This window comes from Nocardia sp. NPDC102475, assembly GCF_055584605.1.
This window is the reverse complement of sequence record NZ_JBVJLS010000003.1, coordinates 504338-524996: the sequence shown is the minus strand read 5'-3', so window position 1 is coordinate 524996 and position 20659 is coordinate 504338. Positions and strand designations below refer to the sequence as shown.

Genomic DNA, 20659 nt, shown 5'->3' with positions numbered 1-20659 from the left:
CCAGGGGTCGTCGCTCCGGTGCCGACTGGCGCTGGGCGGCACCATCATTGGTGCTTCGACTACGTTGCTGCGTTACGGCGGTGGGAGGCACGGACTTTCACGCGATTGCCGCAGACGTCCATCGAGCACCAGGTGCGGCCGCGGTTGCGGGAATGATCGTAGAAGGCCCAGCGGCAGCTCGGTTCTCGGCAGGTCTTGAGGCGTGACCAGGTGCCCGCGGTGACCGCGGTGGCGACGTCGGCGAGCAGGGTGGTCAGGGCGTGGTCGACGGGGTCGTCGGTGTGCGGGACCAAGCGGGGCGGGGTGCTGGTCACATCCAGAGTCAGTGGCAGAGCCGCGGTAAGCGAGGCGAGTTCGGTGCGGGCCGCCGGGTTCAGACCGTCCGGACGGGGACTGGTGACGGGTTCGGCATTGTTCGTGGCGAGTAGGGCGCGCAGACCCTCGCGGACTCGGACGGTGCGCTGTTGTGCGGCCGTATCGGCTGAGCCCTCGGGCAGCAATTGGTGTGTGCGGAGCCAACTCGTCAACTGCTCGGGTGTGCCGATGTCGTCGCCGTCCGCGCGGCGGGTGTTGACGAATTCCACCAGACGAGCGAGCGCCGCAGGTGCGGCATCGACTGTATCGGACATGAAGTCAATAGTAACCGCCCATTGACGATGGCTGGTTACCTAACTACCGTTTCGGGAACAGAAGTTATCCCGGAGACTCCGCTCCGGTACAGGAGGATCAGTCATGGGATCGGTCAAGAGGGAGATCATCGTCGAGGCGCCCGCCGAGGAGCTGTGGGCGATCATCGGCGACTTCGCGCAGGGCCCGCAACGCATGGCGCCCGGCTTCGTCACCGACAGCACCCTCGACGGTCCGGACCTGCGCATCGTCACCTTCGCGAACGGCACGGTGCTGCGCGAACGGTTCATCGCACTCGACGAAGCCGAACGCCGGATCGTGTTCTCGATCGTCGGCGGGAGCGTCACCCCGGAGCACGACAACTCGTCCATGCAGGTTTTCCCGCACGCCGACGGCAGCCGCTTCGTCTGGATTCACGACACCTTGCCGCACGAACTCGCCGACGCATTCGGCGCATCCATGGAGCACGGCCTGCAGGTCTTCAAGCAGTCCGTCGAGACCGCCGTCGCGACCTCGTCCTGAACGCCGAGTCCGGCCTACTCGGGGGTTGGGGTCAGGGCGGCGGCGAGTCGGGGGACCGCGAGTTCGCGCTGCCAGGGTCGGGCGCCACCCGACTTGAGGAATCCGTCGATCGCGGCGGATAGGTCGTCGAGCTCGCCCACACGGTCGTAATCGGGGAGTCCGTCCCAGCACAAGCGGCGCACCAGGTCGGGGGAGAGCAGATTCTCCACCGGAATCGCGTACTCGATGGAGAGTTCACCCATCGCCGCGCGTGCTCGAACCAGTCGGGCGGCGGCGGCCGGATCGCGGCGCTCCCAGCGGTTCACCGGGGGCGGTCCCTCGAACGGTTGGGTCAGGGGTGGTAAATCGGTGTCGGGGAGGGCGCGGCCGCGGTCGACGGCGGCGAGCCAGTCGCGGGAGTAGCGGCGTTGGCGTGGCCCGCCGAAGACCGGCAGGGTGCGCAGTTGGGCGATGGTGCGCGGTTCGGCATTCGCGGCGGCGATGATCGCGGCATCCGGGAGGATGCGGGCCGGGGCGACATCGCGGGTGCGTGCGAGGGTATCCCTGGTGGTCCAGAGTTCGCGCACGATGGCCAGCTGGCGGGTGCGGCGCAGGGTGTGGATGCCGGAGGTGCGCCGCCAGCGGTCGGCCTTCGGCGTACCGGGTTCGGTGATCCGGACATGCTCGAATTCCTGTGCGGCCCAATCGGTCTTGTGCTGGGCGTCGAGCGAAACGGCCACCTCGTCGCGCAGCTCGAGCAGCAATTCGACATCGAGTGCCGCGTAGTTCAGCCAATCGTCGGGCAGCGGCCGGGTCGACCAGTCGGCCGCGCCATGACCTTTGCGCAGCGCACGGCCGAGCAGCCGCTCCACCATGGCCGCCAGTCCGACGCGCTCGAAACCGGCCAGCCTGCCACCCAATTCGGTGTCGAACAGTCGCGCCGGGCGCAGGCCGAGTTCGGCGAGTCCGGGTAGATCCTGGTCCGCCGAATGCAGCACCCACTCCAGATCATTGATCGCGGCGGCCAGCGGTTCGAGTGCATCGGCGACCGGAATCGGATCGATCAGGAAACTGCCCGAACCCGCGCGCCGCAGCTGGATCAGGTAGGCACGCGCCGAATACCGGAAACCGGAGGCGCGCTCGGCATCGACGGCCAGTGGACCGGTGCCCGCCGCGAGCCGAGTGGCGGCGTCGGCGACCGCTGCTGCGGTAACGAGCACGGGGGGCACACCGTCGGCAGGCACGAGCAGCGGCTCCGCCGTGCTTTCTGGTGGCGTGTTGCTTTGCTCGGACTCGTCTGCTACCGACATAAACCTGAACTTTACGTGGCGATCAGGTGTGGTCGTTGCTGGTATACGACTCCGGTCGCAGATGGGTGATTCCGGCGGGCGGCAAACCGGCCGCGTAGGCCAGCACTTCGCAGAAGCCTTCCACGTGCGGGCGCATGTCGGTGGTCATCGCGGTCCAGGAGGCGCGCAGCTCCAATTGGTGTGCGCGCGGCGGTCCGGCGATATCGCCGTAGCGCACCGAACTGGTGGAGGTGACGGTGCCGCCGAGCGCGGTGAACGGTTCGCCGCGGGTTTCGAGCGCGTCGACCAGCCAGCTCCAGGCGACCTCGGGCAGCAGCGGGTCGGTGGCCAGTGCCGCATCGATATCGGCCTGGATATAGGCCACCAAGCGGAAGACACCGTGCCAGGCCTCGCCGCCCTCGGGATCGTGCAGCAGGATCAGCCTGCCGAAGGCATCGCCCTCGGAGTCGACGGGCACCACATTGGTTTCGGGGTGTTTGACTTCCGCGCCTAGTGCGTAGGAAAACGGTGCCAGGCGTTGTGGGGGCCGGATCGGTGCCAGCTCGATTCGAGGGTGCACAGTTGCGGTGCCCATCGCATCGACCGCGGCGCGAAATTGAGCTGGCTCGCCGTTGGGTCCTTCGGTCGGTGCGGCTCCGTCGCGGAAGTCGAGCGGTGTCACGGAAGCGACGGTAGACCTTGCGTGCCCGGCGCAGTCGGAGGCGCGCCGCTAGAGGGCCTTGCGGGCCGCATACGATAGGCGGTGATGAGCACTCAAACCCGTCGCCGGTTGACCGATGCCCCGTTCCTGGCCGCCGCCACCGGCGCCGCACCGAGCCGTCGTCCGGTGTGGTTCATGCGGCAGGCCGGACGGTCCCTGCCCGAGTACCGCGAACTGCGCAAGGGCATCGGCATGCTGGAGTCGTGCTTCGACCCTGAGCTGGTGTGTGAGATCACCATGCAGCCGATCCGGCGCCACGGTGTCGATGCGGCGATCTTGTTCTCCGACATCGTCGTTCCGCTGAAGGCCGCCGGTATCGATCTCGATATCGTGGCCGGCGTCGGGCCGGTGATCGCCTCGCCGGTGCGCACCATCGCGGATGTGCGTGCGCTGCCGCGGCTGCGGCCAGAAGAGGTGGGCGCGGTGACCGACGGGGTGAAGCTGCTGACCGACGCGCTCGGCGATACGCCGCTGATCGGATTCGCCGGTGCGCCGTTCACGCTCGCGTCGTATCTGGTCGAGGGTGGGCCGAGTAAGAACCACGAGCGCACCAAGGCGATGATGTACGCCGACCCGAGGACCTGGCACGAGCTGCTCGGCGTCCTGACCGATATCACCATCGCCTTCCTGCAGGCACAGTTGGCCGCCGGTGTGGACGCCGTGCAGTTGTTCGATTCGTGGGCCGGTGCGCTCTCGCTGGCCGACTATCGCGAATTCGTGCTGCCGCATTCGGAGCGGGTATTCGCGGAGGTCGCCGCGGCCGGGGTGCCGCGGATCCACTTCGGGGTCGGGACCGGTGAGCTGCTCGGTGCGATGGGGGAGGCGGGCGCTGATGTCGTCGGCGTCGATTGGCGGGTTCCGCTGACCGAGGCGGTCCGTCGGGTCGGACCCGGAAAAGCGTTGCAGGGCAACCTCGATCCCGCCGTGCTGTTCGCCGGATCCGCTGCCGTCGAGGCCGAGGCGCGGCGTATCGCACACGAGGCCGATGAGGCGATCACCATGGGTGCGGCCGGTCATATCTTCAACCTCGGGCACGGTGTACTGCCCGATACCGATCCGGGCGTGCTGACCGCCCTGGTGCAACTCGTCCACGAACTGTGATCGACCGGCCGGCCGGTGTCGCAGGGTAGGAGACCGGCGGTCGAGGAGATCGCGGGTCGGGTCGCCGCCCGCGCGCCGCGACTCGGTTCGACCCGCCTGGTTGCGGTGGACGGTCCGGCTGGAGCCGGAAAGTCGACGTTCGCAGCGTCTTTGGCGGCACTGTGCGATGCCCAGGTGGTACCCGCCGACGACTTCGCGGCTGGAAACAACGAACTCCCCTGGTGGCCACGGCTCGAACAGCAGGTGCTGGTGCCGATCGCGCAGGGCCGTGTCGGTCGATATCAGCGATACGACTGGGACAACCGGGATTTGGCCGAATGGCACGAGGTCAGGCCTGGGGGAGTGCTCATTCTCGAAGGTGTCTCCTCGGCCCGCGCCGTCGTTCGCGATCGGCTATCGCTCGCGGTATGGATCGACACCCCGCGCGCGGTGCGTCTGGCGCGCGGTCTCGAACGCGACGGCACGCACACCCTGCCGCTGTGGGAGCAGTGGATGGCCGCCGAAGACGCTCATTTCGCCGCCGAACACACACGCGACCACGTGGACCTGATCATCCCCGGTGCGCCTTGACCACCCTCCGCAAACGAATGGCGGCGCGCAGATCGCGCCTTACGTGCGGCGGTAAATGGCTGTGCAACAGTGTAATTCCGGAGGGCGGCTAGGGCTTGCGCTGTCCGATCACCACGTCGAGCAGGGCGGCGGCTTCGATGGCGAGCGTGTCGACGGCATCGCTGTGTCCGGCGAGTTTGCGCAGCAGCGCCTGTTGGAAGAGGCCGTCGAAGATGGCGTAGGCGGTGGCGGAGGGGACCAGGAGCGGTCGACCCGACAGCTCGGCGAAGCGGTCGACGACGTTGCGGATCATCTCCTCGCGATGGCCGTCGATTTCGAGCACGTCATCGCGGAAGGACTCCTCGAACAGACTCTGGTTGCGCAAGTCGTACCAGAGCCGGTGCAGTGGGGCGTCGGCATCCAGGGTGGCGGCCATTGCGGCGCCGAAGTCGCGCCGGAGCTGGTCGGCCGTTGCCGCGGCGGCGACGATGTCGTCGTAACGGGTGACGCACACCTGCTCGTATTGCCGCACCGCGTGGGTGATCAGCTCGACCTTGTCGTTGAAGTAGTAGTGCAGCACTCCGTGGGTGAACTCGGATTTCTGCGCGATCTCCCGCAGGCTGGTCCGGGCGTAGCCGAGTTCGGCGAGGGTGTGCAGCGCGGCGGCGGCCAGCTGTGCGCGCCGCTCGCCGAACTTGTCTACCTGCCGGCGCGCGATTCGATCCCGCCTGGTCTCGACGATTTCGGTCATCGTGGCTTCTCTCCGTCACCGCTCGTGTGAATTCGCCCAGTGTATCGCGGTATCGGCAATGAGCGACCAGCTGGTTTGACGATCGTGCAAGAAATGCTTGACGACTGTCAAAAAAAGTCTTGACGACTGTCAAGTATGCGCGCACACTGTGATCCACGTCGCATCCGATCAGTCGAATGCGAAATCCGAATGGACGATCTCGAGGAGGAGATGCCGGATGAGTGGGTACGACCTGACCGGGCGCACGGCCCTGGTAACCGGTGGTGCGCGAGGACTCGGCGCGGGTATGGCCGAGGCGCTGGCCCGCGCCGGAGCGGCGGTCGCGATCGGCGATGTGCGCGAGGATCTCGGTAAGGAGACCGTCGAAGCGCTGCGGGCCGGCGGCGCCACGGCCGAATTCGTGCCGCTCGATATCACCGATGACGCGCATTGGGCGCAGGCGGTCACCGATACCGTAGCGACGCTCGGTGGCCTGGACATCGTGGTGAACAACGCCGGTGTCGAAATCACCAGCCTCATGGTCGATCTCGATCCGGAAGAAGTGCGCCGGATGCTCGAGGTGAATGTGCTCGGCACCGCACTGGGCATCAAACACGCGTTACGCGCGATGCGGCCCGGGGGCGCGGCGGGGCGCGGCGGCGCCATCGTGAATATCGCCTCGGTCGCCGCGACCATCGCCTTTCCCGGCATTGCGGTGTATTCGGCGACCAAGTCCGCGGTGGATCGGCTCACCAGGGTCGCGGCGATGGAGTCCGGAAAGCTCGGCTACGGCGTGCGGGTGAATTGCGTATACCCCGGACTCGTCCCGACCGAGATGGGTGCCCAGTTGGCCGACGATGTCGCTCGGATCGGCTTGTTCCCCAGTGCGGAAGCCGCCGTCGGCGCCGTCATCGAACAGACGCCGCAGGGACGGCTCGGCGAGGTTGCCGATATGGCCGACGCAGTGGTGTTCCTCGCCTCCGATGCCGCGCGCTTCATCACCGGTGCAGGTCTGCCGGTCGATGGCGGCATGGGCATGTGAGTACTGCGACAACGAAAGGTTCGAGATTTCATGAGCACCGATAAGCCCGTCGTCGTCTACGGCGCATCCGGATACACCGGCCGTCTGGTCTGTGAATACCTTCGCGAATTCAATATTCCGTTCGTCGCCGCGGGCCGGGACAAGACCCGGCTGCAGGAGGCGATCGACAAGATTCCCGGTATCGACACCGTGGAGCACGAGGTCGTCGAGGTTGCCCACGAGGTCGCAACGCTGACCGAGCTGTTTCGTGGCGCCGGGGTTGTCTGCAACACTGTCGGCCCGTTCGCACAATACGGCCACGAGGTGGTGCAGGCCTGCGTGGCAGCGGGGACCCACTACCTCGACACCACCGGCGAACAGGATTGGCTGATCGACTGCGATGAGCAGTACGGCGCCGAGATGGCCGCGCGCGGTCTGCTGCTCGCGCCGGGCGTGGCGCAGATGTACACCACCGGCGAGATCGCCGCGAATATCTGCCTGGAAACCCCCGGTCTGGACACCCTCGATATCCAGGTCTTCTGGAAGGGCTTCCCGACGGTCGCGTCCACGAAGACGATCCTGGTCAATGCCGCGCTGTCCAAGGCCTACTACCTCGAACAGAACCAGTATGTGGAGTGGCCCGCAGACGCCGGACTCTACGACGTGGTGGTGCCCGGCCAACACGAGATCGGGCTCGCACTACCCTGGGGTGGTACCTCACATCCGGTGTGGTTCAAGCGCGATCCGCGGGTCGCGAACGTGAAGGTGCTCGGCGGTGTTTTCAACCGGCCGTTGATGCAGGGCGTGCCGCAGATCGTGCAGGCGGTTGTCGAGCAGGTCAAAGACCTTCCGGTGCAGGAGAAATACCGCGTCCTGGCCGAACAGGCCGCACTGGTGCGCGACGAGATGCCGCCGCGGGAAAATCCGCGGATCAATACCTCGCTCGATTCCGTGCACGCGTCCGGACCGCTGGCGCGCGCCCACTGTGTGATCTACGGGAACTGCAACTACAAGCAGACGGGCCTGATGCAGGCGTTTGCCGCGAATGCGCTGCTACAGACGCCGCCGAAACGAACCGGGTTCGCCTCGGCGTGCCAGGCCTTCGGTCATCGGGAACTGCTCGGAGTGCTCCGCGGTTTCGGATTGGTCAGTGAACCGGTCCTGAACGTGCACCGTTGATCGCGGTCTCGGGCCACGGGTGCACAGCGCTGCCCGTGGCCCGAATCGGCCACTTCCACAACAGCTTCCGCAGAGGATTACCGTGCGTTTGACCGACTATCTCGACAAGGGCGCTTCACTCGGCGCCGCCGCGCCCTGCCTGACCATGAACGGGCGCACGCTGACCTATGCGGAAGTGCAACAGTTGTCGTGGCGCATCGCCGGGGCACTGGCGCGATCCGGCATCCGGTCCGGCGAGCGGGTCGCGATCCTGTCGGCGAACGACACACGGGCCTTCGCCTGCGTTTTCGGCATCGCCCGCGCCGGCGCGGTGTGGTGTCCGATCAATCCACGCAACGAGGCGGCGGAGAATCGGGAACTGCTCGACCTTTTCGACTGCACCTGCCTGATCTTCCAATCCGCCTTCGCACCACTCGTTTCGGCCATCGCACCGCAACTAACCGGACTGCGGACTCTGGTCTGCCTGGACGGAAATGTCGCCGACGCAATATGTTTCGAGGACTGGGTGCGCGAATGTCCGGCCGATCCAACGCAGGTCGAGCCGATCGACGAACTCGCCATGCTGGTCGGCACCGGTGGCACGACCGGACGGCCGAAGGGAGTCCGGCTCACCGGCCACAATATCGAGGCGATGACCGCACTGACCCTGATGAGTTATCCATTCGAATTCCGGCCCCGCTACCTGGCGCTGGCGCCCCTGACCCACGCGGCGGGCGTGCTGTGCTTTCCGATCCTGACCCTCGGCGGTGAGATCGTGGTGATGCCAGCCCCGGATCTCGGTGAATTTCTCACGTTGATCGAGCGGCACCGGATCACCCACACCTTCCTGCCGCCGACACTCATCTACATGCTGCTGGATCATCCGGCGCTGTCGGAAGCGAATCTCGGTTCGCTGCAGTGCCTTTGGTACGGCGCCGCCCCGATGTCGACGGCCCGGCTGGCCGCGGCGCTGGACCGGATCGGCCCGGTCATGGGCCAGCTGTTCGGACAGTCCGAAGCGCCCATGATGGTTGCTACGCTGGCGCCGAAAGATCACTTCCGTCCCGACGGCTCGATCGCCACCGAACGACTGTCATCGGCCGGACGGCCGACCCCGCTCACCCAGGTGGCCATCATGGATGCCGAGGGCCGGCTGCTTGCCTCGGGTGAGCGCGGCGAAATCGTGGTCAGGGGTCCGTTGGTGATGGCCGGGTACCACAAGAATCCGGATGCGACCGCCGAGGTGTCGCGGTACGGCTGGCATCACACCGGGGACATCGGTTACCTCGATGCCGACAACTACCTCTACGTCGTCGACCGGGCCAAGGACATGATCATCACCGGCGGATTCAACGTGTACTCCGCCGAGGTCGAACAGGCGATGCTGACGCATCCGGCGGTCCAGGACTGCGCGGTCATCGGACTTCCCGACGATAAGTGGGGTGAGCGGGTCACCGCCGTCGTGCAATTGAACCTCGGCCATACCGTGACCGTCGACGAACTGCGCGAGCACACCAAGGCGCGACTCGGCGGGGTGAAAACTCCCAAGCAGGTGGAGATCTGGCCCGATCTGCCGCGCTCGAAAATCGGTAAAGTGCTCAAGCCGGAGATCCGGGCGCAGCTGCGCGGCGACCGTTGAAAACACCCGCCCGGTCCTCGGACTCGGGCGCCGACCGTGTGCTCGGTCACGAAGGCGAGGGGTGTGGTCGGTGCGGATCCGGTGGCGGGCTACGGTCGCGACATGAGAATCGCGGTGGTCGGTGGCGGGATCAGCGGGCTTGTCGCGGCGTACCGGTTACGGGGGCTGCTGGGGACGCAGGCGGAGATCGTGGTCATCGATCGGGGCGCGCGGCTGGGTGGGATTCTCTATACCGGCGAATTGGCCGGGGAGCCTTTGGATCTCGGGGCGGAGGCGTTCGTCGGGCGGCGGCCGGAGGTGCCCGCGCTGCTGCGCGAGCTCGGGCTGGAATCGGAGTTGGTGGTGCCCGCCGGGTTGCGGCCGCTGGTCTGGGCGCAGGGCAGCGCGCATCCGCTGCCGGAACGCACATTGATGGGCATTCCGTCGGATGCCGAGTCGATGCGCGGGTTGGTCGATACCGAGACGCTCGAGCGGATCGATGCGGAGACGCAACGGCCGCTGGCCTGGTATCCGGACGCCGACATCGATGTCTACAGCCTGGTCGCCGACCGGTTCGGTGCGCAGGTCGCCGAGCGCAGCGTCGATCCGCTGCTCGGTGGCGTCTACGCGGGTAGTTCGCGCTCCATCGGGGTGCGCGCCGCACTGCCGACGCTGGCCGCCGCACTGGACAACGGCGCGTCGAGCCTCACCCAAGCGGTCGCGGCCGCGATGCCGCCGCCCTCGAACGCACCGGTTTTCGGCGGCCTTCGCGACGGCTACCGGGTGCTCCTCGACGCATTGGCCACCAAGTCCGAGGCGGAATTCATCACCGCGACCTCGGCCACCCACCTGACCCGCGCGACCCACGGCTGGGTAGTCGAACCGATCGGCGCGGTGGACGCGGTGGTACTTGCCACCCCCGCCCCGGTGACCGCGAACCTGCTGCGCCCCTTCGCGCCCGTCGCCGCATCGGCCGCCGGTGGCATCGAATTGTCCTCGTCTGTCGTGGTCGCCCTGGCCCTTCCGCGTGACACCGCGCTGCCGCAGAACTCCGGCGTCCTGGTTGCCACCGGAGAACCCTTGCGCGCCAAGGCCTTCACCCTGTCGAGCCGCAAGTGGACCCACCTTGCCCAACGCGAAACAGCCGCCGTCCGAGCCTCATTCGGCAAATTCGGCGACGACTCAACCCAGACTTGGTCCGACGCCGAACTCATCACCGCCGCCACCGAAGACCTCGCCACCGTCACCGGTGCCACCATCGAACCGATCTCGGCCGTGGTTCAGCGCTGGCCCGGCGGTCTCGCCCAATACGCCCCTGGCCATATCGACCGCATAGCCGAAATCGAATCCACCACAGCCGATTTCGATGGCCTCGCGATAGCGGGCGCTTACCTCCACGGCGTCGGTGTCCCCGCCTGCGTGGCCTCCGGCACCGCCGCCGCCCACCGCATAGCCAGCACCCTGACCCACACCGCCGCCTGATCCGCGCAGCGCCACCCGGTTCGGCTGCCGGGTAGGCAGCACCTCGAGCTGCGGTGTCTTGATGGCACTGCGCTGCGCAATGCGACTACCGGGTCGGCAGCGCCACATCCTGAGCCGAGGCAGCTGTGCCACAGACCGCGACTTTGGGCTGGCCAGCGCCAGATCTGAGCTCCCGCATCGTGATCGGCGCCGCGCCGCGCAGTGCGACTTCCGGGTGGTCAGGGCCCGACCTGCGGCGTCCAGTTCGGCGTTGCGCCTGCGCGTGCTGCGACCGGGCTGCAGCGCCCTGACCTGAGCCGCGGCGACCTGATCGGCACAGCGTCGCACACTGCCCGCCGCGGTGTGATGGTGGAGATATACGGCGCACGCATCCGCGTCGGGAACGGCCCGCACGGATGCATCGATTCGGCGCAGTGGCACGATAGGAATCATGGCGCGACTCGACTATCAAGCACTCAATTCCACCATCCGCTACCTGATGTTCTCGGTGTTCCAGGTGCAGCCGGGGGTGCTGGGGGACGACCGTGAGGCCGCCATCAAGGAGGCGCGGGCGTTCTTCGATGGGCTCGGCGAGCGTGATGTCGTAGTTCGCGGCATCTATGACGTCGCGGGGATGCGCGCCGATGCCGATTTCATGATCTGGTCGCATGCCGAGCGGGTCGAGGATCTGCAGTCGGCGTACGCGGATTTCCGGCGCACCACCGAACTGGGCCGGGCCAGTGCTCCGGTCTGGAGCAATGTGGCGCTGCATCGGCCTGCCGAATTCAACAAGAGCCACGTTCCGGCGTTCCTGGCCGGTGAGGATCCAGGCAACTACATCTGCGTCTACCCGTTCGTGCGCTCCTACGAGTGGTATCTGCTGCCCGACGACGAGCGCCGCAAGATGCTCGCCGACCACGGCAAGGCCGCACGCGGCTACCCGGATGTGCGCGCCAACACCGTCAGCTCCTTCGCTCTCGGCGACTACGAGTGGATCCTCGCCTTCGAGGCCCCGGAACTGCACCGCATCGTCGACCTCATGCGTGACCTGCGCGCCACCGAGGCCCGCCTGCACGTGCGCGAAGAGGTCCCCTTCTTCACCGGCCCTCGCGTCGAAATCGAAAAACTCATCGCCGCGCTGCCCTGAGCTACTGACCGATGGCACATGCCCCGGTTTTTCGGGGCATGCGCAACAAGCCGGTCGGTCTGTATCTTTCGCTCAGCGCCACAAGTCGTTCTACTGCGCTGCACTGCCCGAGGGGTGCAGTTGCAGGGCGATGGAGTTGATGCAGTAGCGCTTATCGGTGGGCGTGTTGTATCCCTCGCCCTCGAAGACGTGGCCGAGGTGGCTGTGGCAGTTCGCGCACAGCACTTCGACCCGGTGCATGCCGAGTGTGTCGTCGGAGCGCAGAATGACCGCCTCCGACTTCGCCGGGTCGAAGAACGAAGGCCAGCCGCAATGGGAATCGAATTTCTCCGTGCTGCGGAACAATTCGGCCCCGCATGCCCGGCACACGTAGACGCCCTCGGTCTTGGTGTCGGTGTACTCGCCGATGAACGGACGTTCGGTCGCGGCCTGTCGCAGCACCGCGTATTCCTCCGGATTCAGCTTGGCCTTCCACTCCTGTGGGGTCAGCTGGATCCTCGGCACGGGTAGGGACGTGTCGGCGTCAGAACTCATTGCTCCACGCTAATAGGTTTTCGAGGCCCGCGCCGACTGTCCAATCGCTACTTGAGTGCACTCGCCCGCGGGGCATCGAGCAATTCGCTGCCGTTCGTCGCCTCGCCGGGAGTGCTTTCGTATGCCTTCTCCGGCTCGACCACCTGCGGCGCGTCCTCGGCGGCATCCCGCGAATCCGGCGCCGAGCGCATCCACTCCGGATCGATTCCGAACTGCAGCCGACCTTCCCGTCGCGCCGCCAGATACCGATCGCCGAGCACACACGCGACGACGATCAGCAGCAGACCCCAGCCGAAGGTGATGCGCAGATACTCCAGATTGCGCCCGAGGCCCTGCCAGCGGTCCGAGAGCCACTTGTCGTAGGACATGAATCCGAAGACCGCCAGCCACGCCGGCCAGTTCCGCAGCACCGAATTGCGCAGCACCACCGACATCAGCAGCGGGAACAGCATCATCGAGTAGTACATCTGCCCCAGTGAGGACAGCAGGAACGACGCGGTCATCAGCACACCGGAGGATGTCGTCACGAAGAATAGTTCGTCATCGCGGTAGTACCGGTACAGCAGCCACAGCGAGATGGCCACCGCCACGCCCATCACGATGCGAATGCCCCAGGTCAGCCACAGCGGCAGACCGTAATACGCCGCATTGCCGACGATCGCGCTGTTGAAGTAGTCCCGGGATTCGAAGAGATAGCGCATGGTACGGGTGAAGAATTTGTCCGCGTCCTTCGACAGCGGCCATGCGACAGCGGTGAGTGCCACCGGAACACCGATGGCGGTGTAGAACACCTTCCACTGCCCGCGCGTCGCCGCGATCAGCACCAGTGGTGCGAGCGTCGGTTTCACCGCGATACTCAAACCCAATATCGCACCGGCCCACAGATCCCGCCGCGCGAGCAGCAGCATGATGAAGGCCACCTCGGCGAGCAGCACGCATCCGTTCACATTGGTGAAAACCAGTGTGTTGATGACGGTTTCGGAGCTGAACATGGCCAGCAGCAGGGCCGGCGCCGCCACCGACGACACCGTGAACTTGAACAGCTTGAGCAGCAGGTACCAGGCCAGGATGATGGCCGCGGCATTCAACAGGATGAAGCACCAGCGCGACTTCTCCGGATCGATCAGCGCCAGAGGTGCGATCAGCAGCGTGCCGCTCGGGGGATACAAGTAGTGCGGATCCACCAGGTTGTAATTCGCGGTGTACACCGGTCGGTGGTTGAGGAACGCCAGCGACGCGTTGTAGACCGGTTTGAAGTCATCGGTGATGAACCCGTTGACTGCCTTGATGAAGACCCGGTTGAGCACAGTCATGACCGCGAGGGGCCAGAGTGCGAACTTGATCACCTCGGCGGTGGTGCGAGCAGTGCGAGGCTCGAGCTGTCGAAGTAACACTGGGGCACGGTACACCGGATCCGCACACGACGGTTGCCTGGACCTACCTGGCGCGCCGAGGTTAGGGGAAATGACTGCGCCTCGCTGGCGCTCGGCTCCGCCATATCCCCTAAAGGGGCTGTGTCATCGATTCGCCCGCTGCGCTCGCTCATGCGACTGCGCCTCACTGGCGCTCGGCTCCGCCATATCCCCTAAAGGGGCTGTGTCATCGATTCGCCCGCTGCGCTCGCTCATGCGACTGCGCCTCGCCGGCGCTCGGCTCCGCCATCCCCCTAAGGGGCTGTGCCTTTGATTCGCTGGCTGCGCTCGCTCATGCGGGGCATGCCGTCCCGTCAGCAGGCAACTTGGCGTCCTTCAGGTAGTCGATGAGAGTCCGCTGCGCACAACCGGAATGGGCGAAAACCGGATGTCCCCAACCCTGCCAGGTGATCGCGGCCTTGCGTGCGCCTGCGGCGCCGAGCGCACCGGTCACCGAGGCTTGACCGCCGTCGCCGACCAACGGATCCGCGATTCCGCCGAGCACGAGAACCGGCAGGTCCAGCTTCTCCGGCAGCGGCGGTGCGGCACTGACCGGCCAGGCGACGCATTCCATCATCCCGATCGCGGCAGACCTGCCGAAGACCGGATATTTGGTGCCCCAGGTGTCCGCGAGCTCCTTGGCCTTGGTGGGGCTCGGCGGCAGCTGGTTATCGGTGCAGCGGTTGACGAACTGGCCGTCGGCCGCGGTGGCGGCGGTTTCGCGCTGGATCAGCGTCCCGAGCGGGCCGCGATCGCCGCGCCCGGCGGCCGAGAGCGCGTCGGCGAGTTCGGCGATGTGCGCGGATTGGTCGCGCGGCGCGGCCAGGAAGCCCGACAACCCGGTCAGCAGCGCATTCGCGGAGATATCGCCGAGTCCGCCACTGCTCGCCTTGCGCACCAGATCGATGATCGCCGCGCGTGGGTCGGCACCGAGTGAGCAGCCGACGCCGGTACAACGCTGGGCGAATGCGGTTACCGCGGCCTCCGCGCCCTGGACGCGCTGTTCGGTGCGGGTGACGGCATCGGCGCCGACGGCCTCCGGCGAGTCCAGCACCAGGCGCGCCAGGTGGTCGCCGAATTTGCGCGCGTAGCTGAGTGCGACCTTCGCACCGTTGCCCGAACCGAGCAGGTCGATCCGGTCGACCTGCCATTGCCTGCGCAGCTGCTCGATGTCGTCGGCGGCGTGCGGTGCGTCGAAGGTGCCCTCATAGGGCTGCAGGAAGTCGCGGCAGGCGATAGTGGCGTCCTGGCTGAATCCGGTCACCGCTTCGACGGGATCGCTTGCGCCCGGCCCGAATTGCCCGTTATCGGCCAGGCCGCGGCGGGACTCGACGGTCATGCAGTCGATCGGTTGCGAGGTGCCGAGACCGCGCCGGTCCACGGCGACGATCGGGCGGCTGGCCAGCAGCCCGTTGCCCGCGCCGACGGCGAGCCCGGCAAGTGTCGCGGTGGAGGAGCGGTCCGCGCCGGAGGTGATGACCAGCGGCGCGACATCGGTCGGGGTCTGCGGCAGCCGAGCCCGCATGGCGCCGGTGCGGAAGTTGCCGAGCACACCGCCGGTCGAATCGATCGGGGTGGTGTATTCGGCGCAGTCCAGGACCAGGCCGGACGGCGCGGGGCCGAGGCCGAGTAGGTCGAGCGTGGGTGTGGTGCAATCGCGCCAGGTCAGATCGGTTTTGGGGACACCGGCATCGGGCGGCGGCGCGATGACCGTGGTCGGGTGCGGACCCGCCCCGCCCTGCGGCGCGCGCTCGACGGCGACGCCGGGGCGATCGGAAGGTCCCGCACCGCATCCGCCGATCATGATCGAGAGTGTCGATGCCAGCACGACGGCCCGAGTCCAGCGCATGCGCTACAGCCTGCCAGGTTCGTGCGGTTTGTTCATGAACGGGTCCAGCGGGTCAGCACGGTGCCGTCGTCGTCGAGCAGGATATGCCTGCGCACCATCGGTACCCGGAACTCGTGTGCCGAGAGCGAGATTCGGCGCGCGGTACCGCCCACCAGGATCGGTGCGGTGGTGATGCACAGTTCGTCGACCGCATCCGCCTCCAGCAGTTCACCGAACAGATGTGGACCGCCCTCGCACAGCACGCGCTGCAGCCCGAGGCCGGTGAGTGTGTTGAGCAGGCCCTGCGGGGTGATAGCGACACCGCCCGCCTCGATGACGTGCGCGCCCGCATCGGCGAGTTGCTGTTTGCGATCTTCCGGCGCGGTGCTGGTCGTAATGATCAGCGTCGGAACTTTGGTATCGGTGAACAGCGGCGCGCCCGCCTCCAGCGAAGCGCTCGCGGTGACAACGGCGATCGGTGGCGGTGCCCCGTCGCGATGTCCGCCGATGCCGCGGTCGTACAGTGCGCGCCGGAACACCGGATCGGTCCCGGCGCCGCCGTAGTTCTCCGCCCGCGCGGTACCCGCGCCGACCACGATCACATCGGCCAATTGGCGCAACAGCATGAAGACGGTTTTGTCGGCGGGGGTGCCGAGGCCTTCGGAGACATTGCCGCTGGTGGCGGATCCGTCGATGCTGGAGACGAAATTGGCGCGGACCCAAGGGGCCTCGAGTTCGGCGGGGTAGGCGTACAGGTCGGCGAGCTCGTCCCGGGTCAGTCCTGTGAGCTGGATCGCATTGTGGATACGCTGCATGAAGAAAGATCACACCACGTCATTAGGCTTCCAGCATGCAAGAGCGCCTTGTCGATCGCCATCCGGAGGTTCCGGCGGACCAGTTGGTCGCCCAGATGGTGCCACCGCCCATGTTCGACGAGGTCAGTTTCGCCTCCTACATCCCCGATCCCAACGAGCCGACCCAGGCGGCCGCGGTCCGCAAGGCCGAGGATTTCGCCGGTCAGGTCGCCAAGATCCATCAGGCGGCGAACAAGAAGAGCCTGTTCGGGAAGAAGAAGCCGATCAGCGGCGCCGGGCTCTACCTCGACGGCGGCTTCGGTGTCGGCAAGACCCACCTGCTGGCCTCCATCTTCCACAGCGCGCCCGCGCCGAAATCCTTCGGCACCTTCGGTGAACTCACCAATCTCGTCGGCGCACTCGGCTTCAACAATGCCGTCGAGCGGCTCGCGGCGAACAGCGTGCTGTGCATCGACGAATTCGAACTCGACGATCCCGGCGACACCATGCTGGTCTCGCGGCTGCTGACCGAACTGTCGGCGCGCGGCGTCTCCATCGCCGCCACCTCCAACACCCTGCCCGGCCAGCTGGGGGAGGGCCGCTTCGCCGCCCAGGACTTCCTGCGCGAGATCAAGAAGCTCGGTTCGATCTTCGAGCCCGTGCGCGTCGACGGTCCGGACTACCGGCACCGCGACCTGCCGCCTGCTCCCGAACCCACCTCATCGGAGCTGCTCACCGAACGCGCTTCTGCCACAACGGGTTCCACGCTCGACGAATTCGACGCGCTGCTGAAGCATCTGAGCACACTGCACCCGTCGAAGTACGGTGCGCTGATCTCCGGGGTGTCGTCGGTCTTCATTTCGAATGTGCATCCGGTGACCGATCAGGCGGTCGCGCTGCGGATCGTCGTGCTGGCCGACCGGCTGTACGACGCGAGCGTTCCGGTGACGGTTTCGGGTGCGAAGCTGGACGAGATCTTCTCCAAGGAGATGCTCGACGGTGGTTACCGCAAGAAGTACCTGCGTGCGATTTCGCGTCTGCTGGCGCTTTCGCGCTTCGAGGTTGCCGCGTGATCGGAGCAGTCGTGGTCCGTCGTTCCGTTCGAGTTCCGGTCGCACTGGCTGCCGGTCTGACCGTGGCCTTCGGACCGGTGACAGGCGTCGCACTGGCCGACCCGGTCAGCGTTGCCGATCCGGTCGCCTTCGACCGTGCACTGAATCTGCAGGGCGTGCAGAACGGCCGTGACGCGGGCGGCTATCGCACCACCGACGGATACTGGGTGCGCACCGGGCTGGTCTACCGCACCGGTCAGCTCAACAATGCGACCCCGGCCGATCTGGCCGTGCTGACCGACCGTCAGGTGCGCGTGGTCGACGATCTGCGCACCGTTTACGAGCGGACCATCGCGGCCGACCGCCTGCCCGCTGGTGCGGTCGCGGACTGGAACGACGTCATCGGTCAGGCGCCGCCGCAAACCCTGGTCGCCACCCTTACCGGTGGCAATGACCTGTACCGGGCATTCATCACCGCGCCCGGCGCGAACGAGGCCTTCGCCTCGGTGCTACGCGACATCATCGCCGCCGACGGCGCCGTTCTGTTCCACTGCACCGCGGGCAAGGACCGCACCGGCTGGACTTCCGCGGTCCTGCTGACCATCCTCGGCGTGGACCGCGACACCGTCACGCAGGACTACCTGCTGTCCAACCAGTACCGCGATGCCAGCCCGAACGATCCGCTCAACGGCGTCTCGGCCACATGGCTGGATGCAGCCTTCGACCAGGCGAACCAGAGCTACGGCAGTTTCGACAATTATGTCCGTGCGGGATTGAAGCTGTCGGCCACTGATGTCGCGGCACTGAAGGCGAAGCTGCTGGCCTGATTCAGGAGGGACGCTCGGCATACCACCGATCGATCAGCGCGGGCAGTTCCTTGCCCATCCACACGAAGAACTCGTGCATATCCCGAACCCGTTCGGCGTCAGCACCATTCGGGTCGTCGAATAGTGCGAGCCCGCGTGCGGTCATATTGGTGAGGTCGGTGTACATGCCGCTCTGCTGACGGGTCAGCTCCGGCAGAATTCCGGGCCGGATCGAGTAGTAGTCCTTGCGATCGCCCGGCTTGGAGATCTTGTCCACCCAACGCATGGTGACCAGCGTCTTCAATGCCGACGAGATGGAACCCTTGGACGCCTGCAGCGCATCGGCGATCTGGCCGAAGGTCTGCTCCGGCGGATCACTGACCAGCAACCACCCCGCGGCCCGACCCGTCATCCGGACCAGGCCCATCCGCTCCAGTACGAGCGCGAAATCCTCGACGAATGCCAACTTTTCCGGAGCCGGACCGGTTGTCTGCTCGTTGTCGGTGGTGCCCATCGGAGAAGTATCCCTTCCAGAATGTGGAGAGCGGTAAACGGGGCGGACCGTGTCGGCCCGCCCCGTATCGGTCGATCAGACCGCCAGATCGCGGCGATCGAACGCGCCCAGCGCCAGCACCAGGGCGACCGCGGCCACGGCGACCAGCACCACCAGGTGGATACCGTTCCAGCCGTGTACCAGTGGAGCGCCCCCATTGGCCCAGTAGAAGGGCGACAGTTTGCGCACGAATTCACCGCCGAGGTTATTGGCCAGATAGCCCGCCACCGCGATCAGCGACGCCGAACCCAGTGTCACCGAACGCTTTCCGGTGGCCGCGCCGATCAGCAGCGTGATCGCGCCGACGACCAGTGCCAGCAATCCGAGCCCCGCACTCGCGGCCACGATATTGCCGGTGGGTACCTCCAGCCCACCCCGCTCGGCCCCGGCGATCACGCTCAGGGTGAGTACGGTGGTGGCGATCGCGGTCTGCACGGCCAGTGCGGCGAATCGCTGCAGCAGCAGGTTCATCCGGTTGATCGGTTGCGCGAGAAGCAGATCCAGCATCCCGTTCTCCTCCTGCACCACCGAACGGCTCGCGAAGGTGACCGTGAAGATCAGCATCAGCAACAGCCCCATCAACGAGTACACCGTCGCGTTCAAATATCCACTGGCGCTGGCGAAGTCGCTGACGCCCATGGCCTCGTACATCGTGTTCTGCTTGATATCGAGCGAGCCCTGCTCCTTCAGCGACTGGTAGGACGGTAGATACATCATCGGGATGACGGCGAAGCCGATCGACCAGCTGATCAGGCCGCGCCGCTGTTCCGTCAAGGTCTGCGTGAAGACCGATCGAGTCATGACGATTCTCCTGTGCGATAAATGATTCGGGGATGTTTGATCAACGGCCGTAGAGGCTGAAGAAGATCTGTTCGAGATCCGGCTCGCTGGACAGCACGCTCACCAGTTGGTATTTCGCGGCCATCTTGAACAGCCCGTCGACCTCGCCTTCGGTGGTGCAGCGCAAGGTCTTTCCGTCGACGGTCAGATCGCGCAAACCGGGCAGTCTGGCGAAGTCGTCGCCGAAAATGTCCTCGCCGAAGACCAATTCGACCGAGCGTGGTGAACGCCCGCGCAGATCCTCGACATTCTCGGTGCCGAGCAGTTGGCCCGCGCGCATGATGACCGCCCGATCGGCGCTCTGCTGCACCTCGCTGAGAATGTGCGAGGACATGAACACCGTCTGCCCGTTGCGTTTGGCCGCGCCGACGAGATCCAGAAAGCGTTGCTGCAGTAGCGGATCCAGTCCGGAGGTGGGTTCGTCGAGAATCAGCAGATCCGGGTTGTGCATGAAGGCGGCGATAATGCCGACCTTCTGCTTATTGCCCTTGGACATCGCGCCGACCTTCTTGGACAGGTCCAGATCGAGCAGATCGGCCAGGTCGGTGATCCGATTCGGTGCGACATCGCCATGTAGATCGGCGAGGAAGGCGAGCAGGTCTCGAGCGGTATTGCGACCCTCGATCTCGAGTTCGCCCGGCAGGTAACCGATGCGCCTGCGCAATTGCGCACCACCGACGCGTGGTTCGATGCCGAACACCTCGACACGGCCCGAAGTCGGTCGGATCAGATCCAGCAGGATGCGCATGGTGGTGGACTTTCCCGCACCGTTGGGCCCGAGAAACCCGAACACCTCGCCCTGGCCGACCTCGAGGTTCAGATCGGTGAGTGCGACATGCTTGCCGTAGTGCTTGGTCAGGCCCTCGGTGCGGATCGCGGCGGTCATCATGATGCTCCTTTAGTTCCTGCATGTTCCG

General features: G+C 66.2%; 21 protein-coding genes. 10 read left to right on the top strand and 11 right to left on the bottom strand.

The window, feature by feature from the left end:
* Positions 1 to 59: 59 nt before the first annotated feature.
* Entirely contained in the window at positions 60 to 629 is a 570-nt protein-coding gene (locus ACZ60G_RS08170) for a CGNR zinc finger domain-containing protein (RefSeq protein ID WP_465808348.1), read from the bottom strand.
* Between the two features lie 103 nt (positions 630 to 732).
* Here ACZ60G_RS08170 and ACZ60G_RS08165 point away from each other — a divergent pair, with 103 nt between their 5' ends.
* Positions 733 to 1149 (top strand): SRPBCC family protein, encoded by a 417-nt coding sequence (locus ACZ60G_RS08165; RefSeq protein ID WP_465808346.1) that lies wholly within the window; start codon positions 733 to 735, stop codon positions 1147 to 1149.
* A 14-nt stretch (positions 1150 to 1163) separates the two neighbouring features.
* Here ACZ60G_RS08165 and ACZ60G_RS08160 read toward each other — a convergent pair whose 3' ends face one another.
* Both ACZ60G_RS08160 and ACZ60G_RS08155 read right to left on the bottom strand, forming a co-directional pair.
* Positions 1164 to 2438: an HRDC domain-containing protein gene (locus ACZ60G_RS08160; protein WP_465808344.1), complete on the bottom strand. Its 1275-nt coding sequence runs from the start codon at positions 2436 to 2438 to the stop codon at positions 1164 to 1166.
* 22 nt (positions 2439 to 2460) lie between these two features.
* Positions 2461 to 3012 (bottom strand): DUF3000 domain-containing protein, encoded by a 552-nt coding sequence (locus ACZ60G_RS08155; RefSeq protein ID WP_387286025.1) that lies wholly within the window; start codon positions 3010 to 3012, stop codon positions 2461 to 2463.
* 171 nt (positions 3013 to 3183) lie between these two features.
* Between ACZ60G_RS08155 and hemE the strand changes: the two genes are divergently transcribed.
* Both hemE and ACZ60G_RS08145 read left to right on the top strand, forming a co-directional pair.
* Entirely contained in the window at positions 3184 to 4239 is a 1056-nt protein-coding gene (hemE, locus tag ACZ60G_RS08150; RefSeq protein WP_465808342.1) for a uroporphyrinogen decarboxylase, read from the top strand.
* A gap of 15 nt (positions 4240 to 4254) precedes the next feature.
* Entirely contained in the window at positions 4255 to 4809 is a 555-nt protein-coding gene (locus ACZ60G_RS08145; protein ID WP_465808340.1) for a uridine kinase family protein, read from the top strand.
* Positions 4810 to 4897: 88 nt separating this feature from the next.
* On the opposite strand, the gene ACZ60G_RS08140 is transcribed toward ACZ60G_RS08145, so the two are convergent.
* Positions 4898 to 5539, bottom strand: coding sequence for a TetR/AcrR family transcriptional regulator (locus tag ACZ60G_RS08140; protein WP_433632976.1), 642 nt, complete (start codon positions 5537 to 5539; stop codon positions 4898 to 4900).
* A 217-nt stretch (positions 5540 to 5756) separates the two neighbouring features.
* On the opposite strand from ACZ60G_RS08140, the gene ACZ60G_RS08135 reads away from it, so the two are divergent.
* The 5 genes from ACZ60G_RS08135 (at position 5757) to hemQ (ending at position 11923) form a co-directional block, all read left to right on the top strand.
* Positions 5757 to 6560 carry an SDR family NAD(P)-dependent oxidoreductase gene (locus ACZ60G_RS08135; RefSeq protein ID WP_465808338.1) on the top strand — a complete coding sequence of 268 codons (804 nt, stop codon included), beginning with the start codon at positions 5757 to 5759 and terminating at the stop codon, positions 6558 to 6560.
* A 30-nt stretch (positions 6561 to 6590) separates the two neighbouring features.
* Positions 6591 to 7718 carry a DUF5938 domain-containing protein gene (locus ACZ60G_RS08130; RefSeq protein ID WP_465808336.1) on the top strand — a complete coding sequence of 376 codons (1128 nt, stop codon included), beginning with the start codon at positions 6591 to 6593 and terminating at the stop codon, positions 7716 to 7718.
* 82 nt (positions 7719 to 7800) lie between these two features.
* Entirely contained in the window at positions 7801 to 9336 is a 1536-nt protein-coding gene (locus tag ACZ60G_RS08125; RefSeq protein ID WP_465808334.1) for an acyl-CoA synthetase, read from the top strand.
* A gap of 102 nt (positions 9337 to 9438) precedes the next feature.
* On the top strand, positions 9439 to 10797 hold the full coding sequence (locus ACZ60G_RS08120; RefSeq protein ID WP_465808332.1) for a protoporphyrinogen oxidase: 1359 nt from the start codon (positions 9439 to 9441) through the stop codon (positions 10795 to 10797).
* A 430-nt stretch (positions 10798 to 11227) separates the two neighbouring features.
* A complete protein-coding gene (gene hemQ, locus ACZ60G_RS08115) occupies positions 11228 to 11923 on the top strand; it encodes a hydrogen peroxide-dependent heme synthase (protein ID WP_465808330.1) in 696 nt (231 codons plus the stop codon).
* Positions 11924 to 12013: 90 nt separating this feature from the next.
* Here the strand turns inward: hemQ and msrB are convergent, their stop codons facing one another.
* The 4 genes from msrB to ACZ60G_RS08095 form a co-directional block, all read right to left on the bottom strand.
* The gene (msrB, locus tag ACZ60G_RS08110; protein WP_465808328.1) at positions 12014 to 12457 is read right to left on the bottom strand and encodes a peptide-methionine (R)-S-oxide reductase MsrB; all 444 of its coding nucleotides are present in this window, start codon (positions 12455 to 12457) and stop codon (positions 12014 to 12016) included.
* Positions 12458 to 12504: 47 nt separating this feature from the next.
* A complete protein-coding gene (locus ACZ60G_RS08105) occupies positions 12505 to 13851 on the bottom strand; it encodes a glycosyltransferase family 87 protein (RefSeq protein ID WP_465808326.1) in 1347 nt (448 codons plus the stop codon).
* A 310-nt stretch (positions 13852 to 14161) separates the two neighbouring features.
* Positions 14162 to 15718, bottom strand: coding sequence for an alpha/beta hydrolase (locus ACZ60G_RS08100; protein WP_465808324.1), 1557 nt, complete (start codon positions 15716 to 15718; stop codon positions 14162 to 14164).
* A gap of 32 nt (positions 15719 to 15750) precedes the next feature.
* Entirely contained in the window at positions 15751 to 16512 is a 762-nt protein-coding gene (locus ACZ60G_RS08095; protein WP_465808322.1) for a pyrimidine reductase family protein, read from the bottom strand.
* A gap of 35 nt (positions 16513 to 16547) precedes the next feature.
* Here ACZ60G_RS08095 and zapE point away from each other — a divergent pair, with 35 nt between their 5' ends.
* Both zapE and ACZ60G_RS08085 read left to right on the top strand, forming a co-directional pair.
* Positions 16548 to 17564 (top strand): cell division protein ZapE, encoded by a 1017-nt coding sequence (gene zapE / locus ACZ60G_RS08090; RefSeq protein ID WP_465808320.1) that lies wholly within the window; start codon positions 16548 to 16550, stop codon positions 17562 to 17564.
* Positions 17561 to 18370: a tyrosine-protein phosphatase gene (locus ACZ60G_RS08085; RefSeq protein WP_465808318.1), complete on the top strand. Its 810-nt coding sequence runs from the start codon at positions 17561 to 17563 to the stop codon at positions 18368 to 18370. Before zapE ends, ACZ60G_RS08085 begins: the two co-directional genes overlap by 4 nt.
* A 1-nt stretch (position 18371) precedes the next feature.
* Here the strand turns inward: ACZ60G_RS08085 and ACZ60G_RS08080 are convergent, their stop codons facing one another.
* The 3 genes from ACZ60G_RS08080 to ACZ60G_RS08070 all read right to left on the bottom strand — a co-directional run bounded on the left by ACZ60G_RS08080 (position 18372) and on the right by ACZ60G_RS08070 (position 20631).
* Entirely contained in the window at positions 18372 to 18863 is a 492-nt protein-coding gene (locus ACZ60G_RS08080) for a GbsR/MarR family transcriptional regulator (protein ID WP_465808316.1), read from the bottom strand.
* 75 nt (positions 18864 to 18938) lie between these two features.
* Complete coding sequence (locus ACZ60G_RS08075) at positions 18939 to 19703, bottom strand: ABC transporter permease (RefSeq protein WP_465808314.1); 765 nt, start codon at positions 19701 to 19703, stop codon at positions 18939 to 18941.
* 40 nt (positions 19704 to 19743) lie between these two features.
* On the bottom strand, positions 19744 to 20631 hold the full coding sequence (locus ACZ60G_RS08070) for an ABC transporter ATP-binding protein (protein WP_465808312.1): 888 nt from the start codon (positions 20629 to 20631) through the stop codon (positions 19744 to 19746).
* Positions 20632 to 20659 lie beyond the last annotated feature (28 nt).